The organism is Actinoallomurus sp. NPDC052274, assembly GCF_040679475.1.
Lineage (GTDB): Bacteria > Actinomycetota > Actinomycetes > Streptosporangiales > Streptosporangiaceae > Actinoallomurus > Actinoallomurus liliacearum.
This window is the reverse complement of the sequence record NZ_JBFAUT010000011.1, coordinates 91,635-107,622: the sequence shown is the minus strand read 5'-3', so window position 1 is coordinate 107,622 and position 15,988 is coordinate 91,635. Positions and strand designations below refer to the sequence as shown.

The window sequence follows — 15,988 nt, the reverse complement described above, 5'->3', positions numbered from 1 at the left end:
GCCGTGCGGAACGCACGGTTCCCCGCGCCGTGCGGAAAGGCGCGGTCCCACGGCGGGTCCTTCTGAGAATCCTCTGAGGAGCACCGGCCTAACCTCCTGCGCGTCGGACGAGTCGACCGCAGCGAGGCGACGATGCAGGACAGGCCAGACGACGCGCTCTTCCCCCGGGCTCTGCTGGACGCGCTGGCGAGCGCGCCGGAGGCGCCGGCGTTCGAGCACGGGGACCGTACGGTCGCGCGGGGTGCGCTGCTGGAGACGATCCGGCGGGTGGCGGGCGCGTTGCGGGCCGCGGGCCTCGGCCCCGGCCAGGGTGTCGCGCTGGTGACGTCGGTCTCGCCGGAGGCGTTCGCCGCGCGGGTCGCCGCGTACACGCTGGGCTGCCGGGTCGTCGGCGTACGGCCGGGGTACACGGCCGGGCAGCTCGCCGCGATGCTGGACGCCGACATCGCGGCGATCGTGGTCGACGGACCGTCCATGACGCCGGAGCTGATCGCGGAGGTCGGGGCGGCACCGCTGCTGTCGCTGGGGGAGAGCCCGGCCGGAGAGGACCTGCTCGCCGGAGCGGCCGACGGGCCGCTGACCGTCCAGGGACGACCCGGCGACGTCGCCCGGCTGACCTACACGAGCGGCAGCACCGGGCGCCCCAAGGGATGCGCGCAGACCTACCAGGCCCTCACCGCGCACTGGGTGCATCGGCCCGCCGCCTGGACGCCGGAGCTCGTCCGGATGGCGCACGGCTTCGAGCGTTGCCTGGTGTTCGGCACGCTGGCCAGCCCGGTGGTCATGGACTGGGCCACGTTGTGCCTGATGGGCGGGGGGACCTGCGTGGTCCCGGATCCGGACGACACGCGCCCGCTGTTCCCGTACGCCCTCGAGCGTCATCGGATCACCGGGACGATCATGACCGTGCCCCGGCTCTACCAACTGCTCGACGTGCTGCGCGAGGAGGCCGCCGACCTGGGGAGCCTGAGAGCGGTCATGGTGTCAGGGTCGCCGGTGAACCCGCGGCGGCTCGCGGAGGCCGTCGAGCGTCTCGGCCCGGTGGTGTACCAGGGGTACGGACAGAGCGAGGCGGGTCTGATCTCGGTGCTGACGCCCGACATGATCGCCGCGGGTCCGGCCGCCGTCCTGGCCTCGGTGGGCCGGCCGCTGCCGTTCGTCGACATCGAGGTACGGGACGAGGGCGGGCGCCCGGTCGGGGCGGGAGAGACCGGTGAGATCTGGCTGCGCAGCCCGTACATGATGAGCGGGTACTGGGGCGATCCGGCGCAGACCGCAGAAACGCTGCGGGACGGCCTGCTGCGCACCCGCGATCTCGGCCGGCTGGACGAGCGGGGCCTGCTCCACCTCGTCGGACGCAGCCGCGACGTGATCATCGTCAACGCCGAGGTCTGCTACGCCGGCCCGATCGAGTCGGTCCTGGCGGACCACCCGGACGTCGACCAGGCGTACGTCGTCGGCATCCCGGACGAGCGGACCGGCGAGGCGATCCACGCGTTCGTGGTGCCGGCCGAGGGCCGGACCCCGGAGCTCGGCGCGCTGGCCCGGGCGGTGCGGGAGCGGCTCGGCGCCGCGAGCGTGCCCGAGACGATCACGGTGATCTCCGAGGCGCCGGTCGCCGCCAGCGGCAAGTTCGACAAGCGGGCGCTGCGAGCCGGACTCGCGGACCGCGGGAAGCGGTGACCACGGATCGTCGTGGCGATGGTCGCCGTACGGGCCGGTTCCTCGCGACGAGAATTGTAACTGAACGTAATGTAATCGTGTCGGATGGTGCATGCTCACGCTTCGGGCGCAGGTAGAAGCAGGTACCCGAAGGGGGAGTTCCCCCGTATCGCCGTCGGCCGGGCAGAGGGACGATCGGTCGTGGTTCCTCCGAACGAGTACACCGAGGCGCAGAAATGACAAAAATCCCCCTCTGCGGCCGGGCTGAGGAGTCGGGCCGTTCGATACCCGCCGGTGGTGTCGTGTGACCTCCTACGACGACCTCCCCGCCGGATTCGCAGACATCGTCGCCCCCAGTCGACAGGCCAGGGCCCTCGCGCGCGCCCTGAGTTTCGGATGGCGGCCCATGGTCGACCGCCTGAGCGGACGCTTCGTCTCCCTCACGGTGCTCCGCATGGCCATCGAACACGGCACCCGCCTGCTACGACCGGATCCCGGAGTACGGGTCGAGGCCCTGGCCCGCGCGGCGGGCGCGCCGGTCTCCGGCGAGTGGGTCCGGCCGCCCGAGCCCACCAAGGGCGCGATCCTGTACCTGCACGGCGGTGGGTACGCGTTCTGCTCGCCGCGCACCCACCGGACGCTCACGAGCCGGCTCGCCGCCGACACCGGAATGCCGGTCCTGGCGCCGAGTTACCGCCTGGCCCCCGAACATCCGTTCCCCGCCGCGCTCGAGGACGCCCTGGCGGCCTACCGGTGGCTGCTCACCGACCTGCCGCCGTCCCGGATCGTGATCGCGGGCGACTCCTCCGGAGGCCACCTCGCCGCGGCCACGGTCGGCGAGGCGCTCCGTTCCGGACTGCCGGCGCCGGGCGGCGTCGTGCTGTTCTCGCCCTGGGTCGACCTGAGCTGCGAGCTGTCGGTGCTCAGCGACCGGGAGTACCGCGATCCGTTCATCAGCCCCGCGCTGGCGCGGCACTTCGGCCGGCTCTACGTCGGCGATCACAACGACTGGTCCGACCCGCGTCTGTCGCTGCTGGACTGTGACGGCCTCGAGCTGCCACCGTTCCTCATCCAGGTGGCGAAGCAGGAGGTCCTGCGTGGGGAGGCCGAACGGCTCGCCGAGGCCCTCACCAGCGCCGGAAACAGGTGTGAGCTGCAGATCTGGCCAGGGCAGATCCACGTGTTCCAGCTGTTCAACCGGCTGTTCCCCGAGGCGCGGGCGGCCGTACGGGAGGCGGCCGACTTCATCCACACCGTCGTCGGCATCGACGCTGCCGACGAGGCGGCCTGACCGTCGGGCACGTCTGACGCCGGTCGGCCGGTCCGACCGCCCGGATCTTCGAGGACCTCCTCCAGGCGGGCGCCCGGCCGGCGGCGTGCCCGGGCGCGCCCGAACGGGCCACCGCGCCGGAGTCCGGCCCGCACGGCGGCCCGGTCTGGATCGTGATCTCGCGGCTCCCCTCAGCCGCCCGGTGAGGAACCCGCCCGCGATGGGAATACGGAGATCGCCGGGTTCACCCCGCACGGGGATCGCCGGGCTCGCCCCACACGGGGATCGCCGAGTTCGCGCTGATCGGGCTCTACGCCGGGAACACCAGCGGAGGGCGCGGGCCGGCGGTCAGGTTTGGTCCCGGGCGGAGAGGGCATCTCGCGGCCGATCCAGGAGGTGGCTCATGACCGCGCACAGCGCGCACCTACGGGCGGCCGGACGCCGCGCGTCCAACAGCACGCCGTTTCAGCTTCTCGCCCGGAGCGGTCTCGCCGCCCGCGGCCTCAATTACCTTCTGGTGGGCTACCTCGCGATCAAGATCGCTTTCGGCAAGGGTGGTCACGCGGACCGGCAGGGCGCGCTGGAGACGGTCGCCAAGACGACCGGCGGCAGCGTGATCCTGTGGCTGCTGGCGCTCGGCTTCGCGGGCCTGGCCCTGTGGCGGTACAGCGAGGCCCTACTCGGCCAGTCCGGGCCGGACGGGCACAAGGCCACCAAGCGCCTGGCCTCCCTGGCGCGCGGGGTGTTCTACACCGGCGTGTGCGCCACCACGGTGGCTTTCATCATCGGCGCCGGCGGGCGGAGCTCCAGCGACAAGAAGTCCAAGGACTACACAGCGAAGGCGATGCACGAGATCCCTGCCGGGCGCTGGCTCGTCCTGCTCGTCGGGATCGGGTTCATCGCCGGCGGCATCGGCATCGCGGTCGGCGCCGTGCGGCGCAACTTCGAGAAGCAGCTCAAGACCGAGCAGATGAGCGCACGGGTCCGTAGGGTCGTCGAGGCACTGGGGATGGTCGGCCGCTCCACCCGGGCGCTCGTGTTCGCGGCGGCCGGGGTCTTTCTCGCCTACGCCGCGATCACCTTCGATCCCGGCAAGGCCAAGGGCGTCGACGGGACACTGCGCGAGTTCGCCTCCACCTCGGTGGGGCCGTGGCTGCTGGTCCTGGTCGCGTTCGGCCTCGTCGTCTTCGGCCTTTACTCCTTCTGCGAGGCCCGCTGGCGCCGGGTGTAGCGCCTCGCGGCGGGCGCCGTCGCCGGTCCGGCCAGGTCGTCCGGCGGCGTCGCCCGTACGGGCATCTCGTCCGATGCCGTCGCCGGTACGGCCGCGTCATCCGGTGCCGTGGCCCGTACGGTCGCCTCGCCCGGCTCCGGGTCGCCGGTCACCTCACGGGCGAGCGTCTGGACGGTGTGGGTGAGCAGGGCGACGCTGACCTCCAACCGGTGGATGCGCTCCTCCAGAAGGGCGATCGACGGTTCCGACAGCCCGGAGGCGATCTGCCGCGGCATCGGCTCTCCTCTCCCGTCCCGTGCGTCCACGCCCGATCCCGCCGCTCAGCTCGGCGGGATCGTGCTGCCCTCCGGGTGCCGTCCGGGCAGTACCGGCTCGATGCGGTAGAGCGCAGGGGTGGTGACGTGCCCGGCTCGGGTGGGCCGGTGCGCGCCGGCGGCCAGCGCGATCAGGTCCCGCGCCGTGAACAGGCCCGACAGCCGCCCGTCGTCGTCGAGGACCGGGACCACATCGGTCCCGGCGGCCAGCATCGCTCTCGCGGCCGTGGCGACGGAGTCCTGCGGGCGGACGTGCGGCGGCGAACGGTGACCGACGAGGGCTCCGACCGGCTTGCGCATCCGGTCGGGGCCGCCGCTGTCCCAGGCGGCGGCCAGCGTCTCGGCGTCCAGGACGCCGACGAAGCCCCCCTCATCGCTCAGGACGGGTACGTGATGGTAACCGCCCTGCCGCATCAGCTCCCAGGTCAGCAGCGCGGACTCCGTCTCGGTGACGGCGAGCACGTCCGTCGACATGGCCTCGCCCACCGGCTGTTCTTCCAGTGTCCCGGTCACGGGACCTCCTTCGTCGGAGGAGTGACCAGGGGGCTGTGCTTGTCGACTCCCTCGCTTCGCTCGGTCATGGTCTCGCCTCCACCATCATCGGATGAAACCGTCGTCCGCTGACGACGTCACTCCGGATTCGGATGAAGTGGTCGTGCCGTCCGGGGATCCATGGATCAAGCGGCAACCGGGACAACCCGGAGCGCTCCCCGGAGTCGTACACCGCCCGTGCCTGCCCGACGACGGTGACGGACCAGCCCGCCCGGTCGCCGGCGTCGAAGGCGTCCACCTCGAACGCGACGATCGCACCGCACGTCGCCGCGGCCAGCTTCGAACCGGACGCGGTCGCGATGATCACGTCCTCGCCGTGCAGGACGAAGTTCACCGGCTGGATCGCGGGCAGGGCCCGGTCGGTGAAGACGATCCGGCCGACCGGCACGGATCCCATCAGGGCGAGGCACTCCTCCCGGCCGAGGACCTCCAGCCCGTTCGCGTCGAGGCGCATACCTCGATGCTGTTCCGCCGGAGGTGTGCGGGGCAGAGGCGAACGTCCCATGTCCGATGGCCCTTCTCCGGCGGTGCGTCCGGTTCGGGACCTTCGTACTCGGCACGCGGCCTCGGTCCGCGGCGGGCGTCCGCCCGTCCGGGGACCTTCGTCCCTGCTGGCGTCCCGGCGGCCGTGATCAGATGGAGATCTCGGGCCGCCGACCGGCCGCGCGACGCTTCGTGCGAGGCGCGGGGGGTGTACGGAGCGGCTCGACCCGTGTCCCTCTCGCTCGAGGAGATCGCGCCATGACCTTGGCGGACGACGAACTGCGCCGGATCGACGCGTACTGGCGGGCGGCGAACTACCTGTCGGTCGGACAGATCTACCTGCGCGCCAACCCGCTGCTGCGGGAGCCGCTGACCCGAGACCACATCAAGCCGCGGCTGCTGGGTCACTGGGGGACCTCACCCGGGCTGAACCTCTGCTACGTCCACCTCAATCGCGTCATCAAGGAACGCGACCTGAACATGATGTACGTCATGGGCCCCGGGCACGGCGGCCCGGCGGCGGTCGCGAACGCCTGGCTCGAGGGCACCTACAGCGAGGTGTATCCGCCGGTGTCGCGTGACGCCGCGGGGATGGCCCGGCTGTTCCGGCAGTTCTCCTTCCCCGGTGGCGTGCCCAGCCACGTCGCGCCCGAGACGCCCGGTTCGATCCACGAGGGCGGTGAGCTGGGGTACTCCCTCGCCCACGCGTACGGCGCGGCGTTCGACAACCCGGACCTGATCGTCGCCTGCATCGTCGGCGACGGCGAGGCGGAGACCGGGCCGCTGGCGGCGAGCTGGCACTCCACCAAGTTCCTCGACCCGGTGACCGACGGCGCGGTGCTGCCGATCCTGCACCTGAACGGCTACAAGATCGCCAATCCGACCGTCCTCGCCCGCATCCCGGAGGCCGAGCTGGTCTCCCTGCTGGAGGGGTACGGCCACCGGCCGATCATCGTCAGCGGCGACGAGCCCGCGGACGTGCACCGGAAGCTCGCCGACGCCCTGGACGACGCTCTGACGGACATCGCCCGTATCCAGGCGGCCGCGCGCGGCGGCGAATCGACGGAGCGCCCGCGCTGGCCCATGATCGTGCTGCGGACGCCGAAGGGCTGGACCGGCCCGCGCGAGGTCGACGGGGTGCCCGTCGAGGGCACGTGGCGGTCCCACCAGGTGCCGCTCGGCCGGGTGCGGGAGGATCCGGAGCACCTGGCCGCGCTGGAGGCGTGGCTGCGCTCGTACCGTCCGGAGGAGCTGTTCGAGGAGGACGGCCGGCCGGTCCCGGAGCTGCGGGCGCTGCCGCCCGAGGGAGACCGGCGGATGAGCGCGAACCCGCACGCCAACGGCGGCCTGCTGCTGCGCGATCTGAACCTGCGCGACTTCCGCGACTACGCCGTGCCGGTCGACAAGCCCGGGACGACCTTCAGCGAGGCGACCCGCGTGCTGGGCGGCTTCCTGCGCGACGTGATCGCCGACAACCCGGACGATTTCCGGATCATGGGGCCGGACGAGACCGCCTCGAACCGCCTGTCGGCCGTCTTCGACGAGACGGACCGGGTCTGGGAGGCCGAGCGGCTGCCGACCGACGAGCACCTGGGCCCACACGGCAGGGTGATGGAGGTGCTCAGCGAGCACCTGTGCCAGGGCTGGCTGGAGGGCTACCTGCTCACCGGACGCCACGGGCTGTTCAACAGCTACGAGGCCTTCATCCACATCGTCGACTCGATGTTCAACCAGCACGCCAAGTGGCTGTACGTCACCCGCCGTCTGCCGTGGCGACGGCCCATCGCGTCACTGAACTACCTGCTCAGCTCGCACGTCTGGCGGCAGGACCACAACGGCTTCACCCACCAGGATCCGGGCTTCCTCGACGTCGTGGTGAACAAGAAGTCGGAGATCGTCCGGGTCTACCTGCCGCCGGACACGAACACGCTGCTGTCCGTGGCCGACCACTGCCTCCGCTCCCGCGACTACGTCAACGTCGTCGTCGCCGGCAAACAGCCCGCCCTGACGTGGCTGCCGATGGAGGAGGCGATCCTGCACTGCGCGCGCGGCATCGGGATCTGGGACTGGGCCGGCACCGACACCGGCGGCGACCCGGACGTCGTCCTGGCCTGCGCCGGCGACATCCCCACCCTCGAGACGCTCGCCGCGGCGGATCTGCTCCGCCAGTACTTCCCCGAACTCCGCGTCCGTGTGGTGAACGTCGTCGACCTGATGCGGCTGCAGCCCGACACCGAGCACCCGCACGGGCTGTCCGACGCGGAGTACGACGCGCTCTTCACCACCGACAAGCCGGTGATCTTCGCGTTCCACGGCTATCCCTACCTGATCCACCGCCTCGCCTACCGGCGGCACGGCCACCATCACCTGCACGTCCGCGGGTACAAGGAGGAGGGCACCACGACCACGCCGTTCGACATGGTGATGATGAACGACCTCGATCGCTTCCACCTCGTGATGGACGTCATCGACCGGCTCCCGCAGCTGGGCGGGCGGGCCGCGTACGTCCGTCAGCAGATGGTCGACCGCCGTCTCCAGGCCCGCGCGTACACGCGCGAGCACGGCGAGGACCACCCCGACGTGGCGAACTGGGTGTGGCCGCACGGCGGCGGGCTCTCATGACCGAGCGAAGCGAGGGAATCGACGAGCAGAGCACCTCGGTCATGCGGCCGGCGGAGGAGACCTCATGACGAAGGTGCTCGTGGTCAACGCCGGGTCGAGCAGCCTCAAGCTGAGCCTGCTCGACGCCGACGACACCGTACTGGCCCGCCCGCGGAGCCTGGAGGAGATCCCGGACCTGCCCGCCCCCGACGCGATCGGGCACCGGATCGTCCACGGGGGCCGGGAGTTCACCGAGCCGGTGCTGATCGACGACGAGGTCGAGCGGCGGCTGCGGGCGCTCGTCGACCTGGCCCCGCTGCACCAGCCGAAGTCGATCGACGGCATCGACGCCGTACGGGCGGTGCTGCCCGGCCTTCCGGAGGTGGCCTGCTTCGACACCGCCTTCCACGCCGGGCTGCCGCCCGCCGCCGCGACCTACGCCCTGCCCGCGGAGTGGCGGGAGAAGTACGGCCTGCGCCGTTACGGGTTCCACGGTCTGTCCCACGCGTACGCCGCGCGGCGGGCGGCGGAACTGGTCGGCGCCGACGCGGCGGGGCTGCGCGTCGTCGTCTGCCACCTGGGCGCCGGGGCGTCGCTGTGCGCGGTGGCCGGGGGCCGGTCGGTGGACACCACGATGGGGTTCACGCCGCTCGAGGGGCTGGTCATGGCCACCCGGTCCGGCAGCGTCGACCCGGGGCTGCTGCTGTGGCTGCAGCAGCACGCCGGCCTGACCGCCGACGATCTCGCCCAGTCGCTGGAGCACGAGTCCGGTCTGCTGGCCCTGGCCGGGACCGCCGACATGCGGCAGGTCCTCTCCCGCGACGATCCCGACGCGACGCTCGCGCTGGAGATCTACCTGCACCGGCTGCGCGACCGGATCGCCGGAATGGCGGCGGCCATGGGCGGTCTCGACGTCCTGGTGTTCACCGGGGGCGTCGGCGAGCACGCGCCCGAGGTCAGGCAGGGCGCGGCGGACGGGCTGGCCTTCCTGGGCGTGCGGATCGACCCGGAGCGCAACGCCGCCGCCCGCGCCGACGCGGACATCGGAGCCCCGGGGGCGACGGTCCGCTCGCTGGTCGTGACGGCACGGGAGGACGTCGAGGTCGCGGCGGGGACTCGGGCGGTGCTGCGGACGGCGCCCGGTTGACGTGCTCTCCGGCGGTTCGGTCCGATGTGCCCTGCACCCCGGTGACCTGGTGTTCCATACTGTGAGCAGCGGGTCCAGGCAGCAGCCTGACGGGGGAGGTCTCCGCTGCCATGCCTTCAGACAGCCGGTCGGGCCACGATCGGTCCGGCCTTCTGCCGCAGCTGCGGCTCGACGAACTGCTCGCCGAGCTGCAGACGCGGCTGGCCGCCGTGCTCACCACGCGTGACCGCGTGCACGCGCTGGTGGAGGCGGTCGTGACGATCGAGAGCGACCTCGACCTCGACGGTGTGCTGCGGCGGATCGTCCAGGCGGCGGCCGCCCTCGTCGGCGCCCGCCGGTGCGCGCTGAGAGTGATCGGGGAGGACGACCGGCTCGGGCGGCTCGTGACCGTCGGAGACTCCGACGGCTCCGGGACGGACTCGTGGTCGGACCGGTCGTTCAGCGTGCCGGTCCAGGTCCGGGACGCGGTGTTCGGCACGCTCTGCCTCGCCGACAAAGAGGACGGCGGCGAGTTCGACGAGAACGACGAGAACGTGCTCACGGCGCTCGCCGTCGCGGCCGGGGTGGCGATCGAGAACGCCCGGCTGTACGAGGAGGCCCGGCGGCGGGAGCGCTGGCTCGAGGCGTCGGCCGAGGTCTCGGCGTCGTTGCTGTCCGGCACGGAGCCGGAGGAGGTGCTCGTGTTGGTCGCCGAGCGCGCCCGGGAGGTCTGCTCCGCCGCCACTGCGTGCGTGCTCCTGGCCGCGGGCGACGAATTCGTCATCGAGGCCACCGCCGGCCGGCACGCCGACGCGCTCCGCGGAATACGGCTCCGCCTCGACGACGTCATCGGGGGCCGGGTCTTCCGGAGTGGCCGGTCCGTCGTGCCGGCCGACGCAGAGGAGTATCTGCGCGCCGCCGGGATCCGCCTGCCCGACCTGATCGGGCCGATGCTGATCGTCCCGCTGGGCTCGGGCATGACCGCGCGCGGCGTTCTGTCGGTGTACAACCCGCCCGGCGGGCCGAAGTTCGGGCGGTCCGCCCACCGGTTGCTGGAGGCGTTCGCCGTACAGGCGGCGGTGGCGCTGGAGCTCGCGGAGCGGCGCCGCGACGCCGAGCGGCTCGTGCTGCTGGAGGAGCGGGGCCGGATCGCCAAGGACCTGCACGACACCGTCACCCAGCGCCTGTTCGCGACGGCCATGACACTGGTGAGCACGGCCCAGGACATCGAACGGAACGATGTCGCCGTGCGCGTCCAGCAGGCGGTCGACGACCTGGACGACACGATCCGGCAGATCCGCTCGACGATCTTCGCTCTACAGATGGCGCCCGCCGAGCACGGACTGCGCTCGCGGATCCAGCGGGTGATCGACCGGGCGGAGGAGACCCTCGGCTTCGCCCCGGAGGTTCGCCTGAACGGCCCCTTGGACCTGGCGATGGACGACCAGGTGGCCGCGCAGGTGCCCGCCGTGCTGGCGGAGGCGCTGTCCAACGCCGCACGGCACGCCCGGGCCCATCGGGTGAGCGTGACCGTGACCGCGGCCGACCAGGTGGTCGTGCGGGTCGCCGACGACGGGATCGGGATCAGGTCGGGCGGACGCCGGAGCGGCCTGCGCAACCTCGCCGAACGGGCCGAGCGGCTCGGCGGTTCGTTCGACATCGGCCCGGGGGAGGACGGCGGCAGCGTCCTGGAGTGGCGCGTGCCCGCCCGCGGATCCGGTAAGGCGGAGCACGCCCGGTAAGGCGAAGGGTTCTCGTAAGGCGGAGACCTGGCGCCCGGCGGGCCCGCGTACGGGCCGCGGACGCTGAGACATCAACGATTCCGCTGGTGACAGGAGCCGAGCGGCGACCATCACGGGGACCTTGGTCCCTTCAACCGCGCCTTACCGGAGATGACGCTGGAGAGGTGAAGGAACCCCACGAACCCCACGAAGATCGTACGGCGTACGCGGCCGGTGGCGGCGGCCCGGCCGGGCAGCGACGATCTCCGCTGCCGATCGTCGTCGGGACGGACGGCTCACCCCGCGCCGGCCTCGCCGTCGAATGGGCCGCCGAGGAGGCGGGCCGGACGGGACGTCCACTGCACGTGCTCCACGCGATCGAACGCTGGCCGTGCGACATGCCGTTCCACCCGGCCCCCGGCCTGGGCGAATCCCGCACCGAGAGCGGTGCTCGCATCCTCGCCGAAGCCGTCGACCTGGCCCTGAAGGCCAGGCCGGACATCGAGGTCACCACCGGGCTGGTCGAGGAGGCTCCCGCCGAGGCGCTTCGGCAGGCGGCCTTCGGCGCGTACGAGACCGTGATCGGCAACCGCGGCCTCGGGGGCCTCGCGGCCCTGCTGCTCGGCTCGACCGGGTTGAAGGTCGCGGGGCACGTTCCCGGACCGGTGATCATCGTCCGGGGAGAGCCGGAGGAGACCCATGGTGAGGTCGTCGTCGGAGTCGACCGGTCCGGGGAGTCCGCCCTCGCGCTCCGGTACGCCTTCGAGGCGGCACGCGTCCGCGGCGCGTGGGTGCGGGCCGTGCACGTCTGGGAGACGTCGTTGATCGAGGCCGACGGCGCCTACCCGGCCGCGATCCGCGAAGCGGCCGCGTCCGCCGCGAACCTCCTGGTCGGCGCCGTGACACCCTGGCGGGACCGGTATCCCGAGGTCAGGATCATCGAACAGGCGGTCTCGGGGCACCCGGTCGGGGAACTCGTCGAGCGCTCCGCCCACGCGGACCTGCTCGTCGTCGGCGTGCGCTCCAACTGCGGTGGACGCCACGGCCTGCACCTCGGCTCGGTGAGTCATGGCGTGATCCATCACGCGCCCTGCCCGGTCGCGGTCGTCCGCGCCCGACCCTGACCAGGCGGGCGGCCTCAGCCTGACGGCTCCTTGCCGGGCGCCCCGACCGGCAGCCGGATCCGCACGCGGGTGTTCCCCGGCTCGCTGGTGAGCGTGCTGGACCCGCCGTGGGCCTGGACGACGGCGGACACGATCGCCAGCCCCAGCCCGCTGCCGCCGGCCTTGCGCGATCGTGAACCGTCGCTCCGTACGAAGCGTTCGAAGACGTCGTCGCGCAGCTCGGCGGGGACGCCGGGGCCGTCGTCGACCACCTCGAGGAGGACCGTCCCGTTCCGGTCGGGCGCGGCGACGCGCACGGCGACGTTCGTGCCCGGCGGGGTGTGGGTGCGGGCGTTGGCGAGGAGGTTGCCGAGGACCTGATGCAGCCGGAACTCGTCCCCGTACACCGTGACCGGGTCCTCCGGCAGGTCGAGGGCCCAGCGGTGGCCGGGGCCGGCGGCCCGAGCGTCGCTGGTCGTGTCGATGGCGAGGCGGGTCAGGTCGACCGGTTCGTGCGCGAGCGGGCGCCCGGCGTCGAGCCGCGCCAGCAGGAGCAGGTCGTCCACCAGATGCCCCATCCGAACCGACTCCGCCTCGATCCGGCGCAGGGCGTGATCGACCCGCGGACCGGTCTGGCCGGGGTCCCGGCGGGCCAGCTCGGCGTGGCTGCGGACGCTCGCCAGGGGGGTGCGCAGCTCGTGGCTGGCGTCGGCGATGAACCGCCGCAGCCTGTCCTCGCTGGCCTGCCGCTGGGCGAGCGCCGACTCGACGTGTTCCAGCATGTGGTTGAAGGCCGTGCTGACCTGCCCGACCTCGGTGTCGGGCTCGGTGTCCGGCACCCGGGCGGGCAGCGCGACCTCCCCGCTCGCCAGCGGCAGCTCGGAGACGTGGATGGCGGTCGCGGCGACGCGGCGCAGCGGGCGCAGGGCGAGCCGGACGAACGTGGCGCCGGCCACCCCGCCGACGGCGAGGACCACGATGAACACCGTGATCTCGACCATGACGAGCCGGCTCACCGTCTCATCGACGCCGTGCATCGGCAGCCCGGTGACCAGGACGTCGTGGTCCTCGCCGTGGCTGGCCATGAGCCGGTACTTGCCGAGGGACTCCAGTTCGACCGTCCGGGGCCGGCCGTCGGGGGACAGCGCCTCCAATCGCGCCTGGTCCGGCGCGGGCAGATCGAGCTCGCCGCCGTGGTCCCGTACGACGCCGCACTGGGTGACCTGGCCGTCTGCCAGGCGGGCGCCGAACGTGCCGACCGCCTGGCCCTTCACCCGGTCGAAGCGGTCGCCCTCCACGGCGTGCTCGAGGCTGATGGCGTACCGGCCCTTGGCGTCCTGGAGCTGGCTGTCCAGCCGGTCGATGAGGAAGCGCTGCAGGGAGAGGGTCGTGACGATGCCGACGATCGTGCAGGCGAGCGTGAACAGCAGGAGCGACCCGACGATCAGCCTGCCGCGCAGGGTACGGATCCGGAGGCGGCCCAGCGGGAGGCGGAGCCGGCGCCGGGGAACGCGGTGGCGGGGCAGGGGCCCTCCTTCGTCGGAGGAGCGACCCATGTGGCTGTGCTTTCGGTTCCCTCGCTCCGCTCGGTCACGGGTCATGAGGCGGGCGGCCGCAGGACGTAGCCGACGCCGCGCACGGTGTGGATCACCGGCTCGCGCCCGGCGTCGATCTTCTTTCGCAGGTAGCTGACGTACAGCTCGACGACGTGCGCCTGCCCGCCGAAGTCGTAGTTCCACACGCGGTCGAGGATCTGCGGCTTGGACAGCACCCGGCGCGGGTTGCGCATGAAGTAGCGCAGCAGCTCGAACTCGGTGGCCGTCAGCTCGATCAGGTCGCCGCCCCGGCGCACCTCACGGGCGCCCTCGTCGAGGGTCATGTCCCCGACCGCGAGGACCTCGCCGCCCTGCGCCCGCGCCAGTCCGGAGCGCCGGAGCAGGCCGCGCAGCCGGGCCAGCACCTCCTCGAGGCTGAACGGCTTGGTGACGTAGTCGTCACCGCCGGCGGTGATGCCCGCGACGCGGTCCTCCACGGCGTCCCGCGCGGTCAGGAACAGCACGCACACGTCCGGATTGTCCGCCCGTAGCCGGCGCATGACCTCCAGGCCGTCGAAGTCGGGGAGCATCACGTCGAGCAGGACGGCGTCGGGCCGGAACTCCCGGCCCGCCTTCACCGCCTCGGCGCCGGCCCCGGCGGTCATGACCTCCCAGCCCTCGAAGCGCAGGACGCTGGCGAGGACCTCCGCGAGGCTCGCCTCGTCGTCCACCACCAGCGCGCGCACGGGCGAACCGTCGGGGCGGGTCATCAACGGGTGCCTGGTCGACGGGGACTCGGGGGGCCGGGTGTCGTTCATCGTCACCTACGCTGCTCGCCGCACTTCTGCTCACCCTGAACGTTCGCTGAGAATCCCCTCTGAACGTCCCTCATCCGCGCAGGTCGCCGCGGTCTCAGCGGGCGCGCACAAGTGGTTCAGAAGGAACGTTCAGGTTCGAGCCCGAGAGTAGGCGTCCGAACGACCCAAAGCATACGGGGGGACAACTCGTGACCACTCTCGACGAACGGGCGGCGGTGCGCCGGCCACCCGGGCGCCGGCAGCCGGTGCGCGCCCGGCCCGAGCACGTGCTGGTCCCGATCGGCCTGGGAGCGGCCGCGGTGATCGCCCTCTGGTGGCATGACACTCCGGCCATCACCGGGTTCGGCGACTGGCTCACCAACGCCGGCCGCATCACCGGCCTGCTGGCGGGCTTCGCCACCGTCGTCCTCGTCGCCCTCATGGCCCGGATCCCGGCGCTCGAGCGCGGGGTCGGCACGGACCGCCTCGCCCGGTGGCACGCGATGGGCGGCCGGTACATGGTGTGGCTCGTCATGGCGCACGCACTCCTGATCATCTGGGGGTACGCCGTCACCGCGCACACGGACCCGATCCACCAGACCAAGACGCTGCTGCTGAGCTATCCGGACGTGCTGATGGCCACCGTCGCGGGGCTGCTCTTCGTCGGCGTCGGCATCGTGTCCGCCCGCGCGGCACGCCGCCGGATGCGCTACGAGACGTGGTACTACCTGCACTTCTACACCTACCTGGCGATCGCGCTGGCGTTCAGCCACCAGTTCGCGACGGGCGCCGACTTCATGACGAGCCTGCCCGCCCGCGTCCTGTGGTCGGCGCTGTACATCACCGTCGGCGCGCTGCTCGTCTGGTTCCGGATCACGGTGCCGCTGTGGCGGGCGTTCCGGCACGGGATGCGGGTCGAAGGCGTGTACCGCGAAAGCCCCGGCGTCGTCTCGGTGTGGGTCCGCGGTCGGCACCTGGACGAGTTCCGGGCCGAGCCGGGCCAGTTCTTCCGCTGGCGGTTCCTCACCCGTGACCTGTGGTGGGCCGCGAATCCGTACTCGCTGTCGGCCCCGGCCCGGCCGGACATGCTCCGCGTCACGGTGAAGAACTTCGGGGAGCACAGCGCCGCGCTGTCCCGGCTGCGGCCCGGAACCCGCGTGTTCGCCGAGGGCCCGTACGGGGCGTTCACCGCGGGGCGGCGCCGGCGGCGGAAGGTGCTGCTGCTGGCCGGCGGGGTCGGCATCACCCCCATCCGCGCGCTGTTCGAGACGCTCCCGGCCGCTCCCGGCGACCTGACGCTCGTCTACCGGGCCACCGACTGGTCCGACGTCGTCTTCCAGGAGGAGCTCCGCCGGATCGCGGAGACCCGCGGCGCGGCGCTGCACTACCTGGTGGGCTCGCGCCGGGACCTCGGCGGCGACCCGCTGTCCCCGCAGGTCCTCACGCGGATCCTGCCGGACCTGAGCGACCACGACGTCTACGTCTGCGGCCCGGACGGCATGGCGAACGCCGCGAAGGCGGCCCTCCACCAGGCGGGTGTGCCGCGCCGCCGCGTCCACCACGAGTCTTTCGAGTTCTGAGGAGACGAGAACC

Annotated in this window: 13 protein-coding genes; 8 read left to right on the top strand and 5 right to left on the bottom strand. The window is 72.5% G+C overall.

All coding sequences use genetic code 11. The features are described 5' to 3' along the window. Positions 1 to 132 precede the first annotated feature (132 nt). From AB0K82_RS12720 to AB0K82_RS12710, 3 genes are all read left to right on the top strand, one after another. Positions 133 to 1,683: an AMP-binding protein gene (locus tag AB0K82_RS12720; protein WP_364395911.1), complete on the top strand. Its 1,551-nt coding sequence runs from the start codon at positions 133 to 135 to the stop codon at positions 1,681 to 1,683. A 385-nt stretch (positions 1,684 to 2,068) separates the two neighbouring features. Continuing rightward, on the top strand, positions 2,069 to 2,953 hold the full coding sequence (locus tag AB0K82_RS12715; RefSeq protein ID WP_364395909.1) for an alpha/beta hydrolase: 885 nt from the start codon (positions 2,069 to 2,071) through the stop codon (positions 2,951 to 2,953). Between the two features lie 382 nt (positions 2,954 to 3,335). Beyond that, positions 3,336 to 4,163 (top strand): DUF1206 domain-containing protein, encoded by an 828-nt coding sequence (locus AB0K82_RS12710; protein ID WP_364395907.1) that lies wholly within the window; start codon positions 3,336 to 3,338, stop codon positions 4,161 to 4,163. Here the strand turns inward: AB0K82_RS12710 and AB0K82_RS12705 are convergent. From AB0K82_RS12705 to AB0K82_RS12695, 3 genes are all read right to left on the bottom strand, one after another. Then, positions 4,127 to 4,438, bottom strand: coding sequence for a hypothetical protein (locus AB0K82_RS12705; RefSeq protein WP_364395905.1), 312 nt, complete (start codon positions 4,436 to 4,438; stop codon positions 4,127 to 4,129). The two genes, AB0K82_RS12710 and AB0K82_RS12705, sit on opposite strands and share 37 nt — an antisense overlap. Positions 4,439 to 4,483: 45 nt before the next feature. Continuing rightward, a complete protein-coding gene (locus tag AB0K82_RS12700; RefSeq protein WP_364395903.1) occupies positions 4,484 to 4,990 on the bottom strand; it encodes a CBS domain-containing protein in 507 nt (168 codons plus the stop codon). A 64-nt stretch (positions 4,991 to 5,054) separates the two neighbouring features. Next, positions 5,055 to 5,483, bottom strand: a complete 429-nt coding sequence (locus AB0K82_RS12695; protein ID WP_364395901.1) for a pyridoxamine 5'-phosphate oxidase family protein — start codon at positions 5,481 to 5,483, stop codon at positions 5,055 to 5,057. Between the two features lie 287 nt (positions 5,484 to 5,770). Between AB0K82_RS12695 and AB0K82_RS12690 the strand changes: the two genes are divergently transcribed. The 4 genes from AB0K82_RS12690 to AB0K82_RS12675 all read left to right on the top strand — a co-directional run bounded on the left by AB0K82_RS12690 (position 5,771) and on the right by AB0K82_RS12675 (position 12,084). Beyond that, positions 5,771 to 8,134, top strand: a complete 2,364-nt coding sequence (locus tag AB0K82_RS12690; RefSeq protein ID WP_364395899.1) for a phosphoketolase family protein — start codon at positions 5,771 to 5,773, stop codon at positions 8,132 to 8,134. 64 nt (positions 8,135 to 8,198) lie between these two features. Then, positions 8,199 to 9,260, top strand: coding sequence for an acetate/propionate family kinase (locus AB0K82_RS12685; RefSeq protein ID WP_364395897.1), 1,062 nt, complete (start codon positions 8,199 to 8,201; stop codon positions 9,258 to 9,260). Between the two features lie 110 nt (positions 9,261 to 9,370). Then, positions 9,371 to 10,981, top strand: a complete 1,611-nt coding sequence (locus AB0K82_RS12680) for a GAF domain-containing protein (RefSeq protein WP_364395895.1) — start codon at positions 9,371 to 9,373, stop codon at positions 10,979 to 10,981. A 164-nt stretch (positions 10,982 to 11,145) separates the two neighbouring features. Next, positions 11,146 to 12,084, top strand: coding sequence for a universal stress protein (locus tag AB0K82_RS12675; protein ID WP_364395893.1), 939 nt, complete (start codon positions 11,146 to 11,148; stop codon positions 12,082 to 12,084). 14 nt (positions 12,085 to 12,098) lie between these two features. Here AB0K82_RS12675 and AB0K82_RS12670 read toward each other — a convergent pair whose 3' ends face one another. Both AB0K82_RS12670 and AB0K82_RS12665 read right to left on the bottom strand, forming a co-directional pair. Then, positions 12,099 to 13,619, bottom strand: coding sequence for a HAMP domain-containing sensor histidine kinase (locus AB0K82_RS12670; RefSeq protein WP_364395891.1), 1,521 nt, complete (start codon positions 13,617 to 13,619; stop codon positions 12,099 to 12,101). 41 nt (positions 13,620 to 13,660) lie between these two features. Then, positions 13,661 to 14,416 (bottom strand): response regulator transcription factor, encoded by a 756-nt coding sequence (locus AB0K82_RS12665; RefSeq protein WP_364395889.1) that lies wholly within the window; start codon positions 14,414 to 14,416, stop codon positions 13,661 to 13,663. 188 nt (positions 14,417 to 14,604) lie between these two features. Here AB0K82_RS12665 and AB0K82_RS12660 point away from each other — a divergent pair, with 188 nt between their 5' ends. Next, a complete protein-coding gene (locus AB0K82_RS12660; RefSeq protein ID WP_364395887.1) occupies positions 14,605 to 15,975 on the top strand; it encodes a ferredoxin reductase family protein in 1,371 nt (456 codons plus the stop codon). The last annotated feature ends 13 nt before the right edge of the window (positions 15,976 to 15,988 follow it).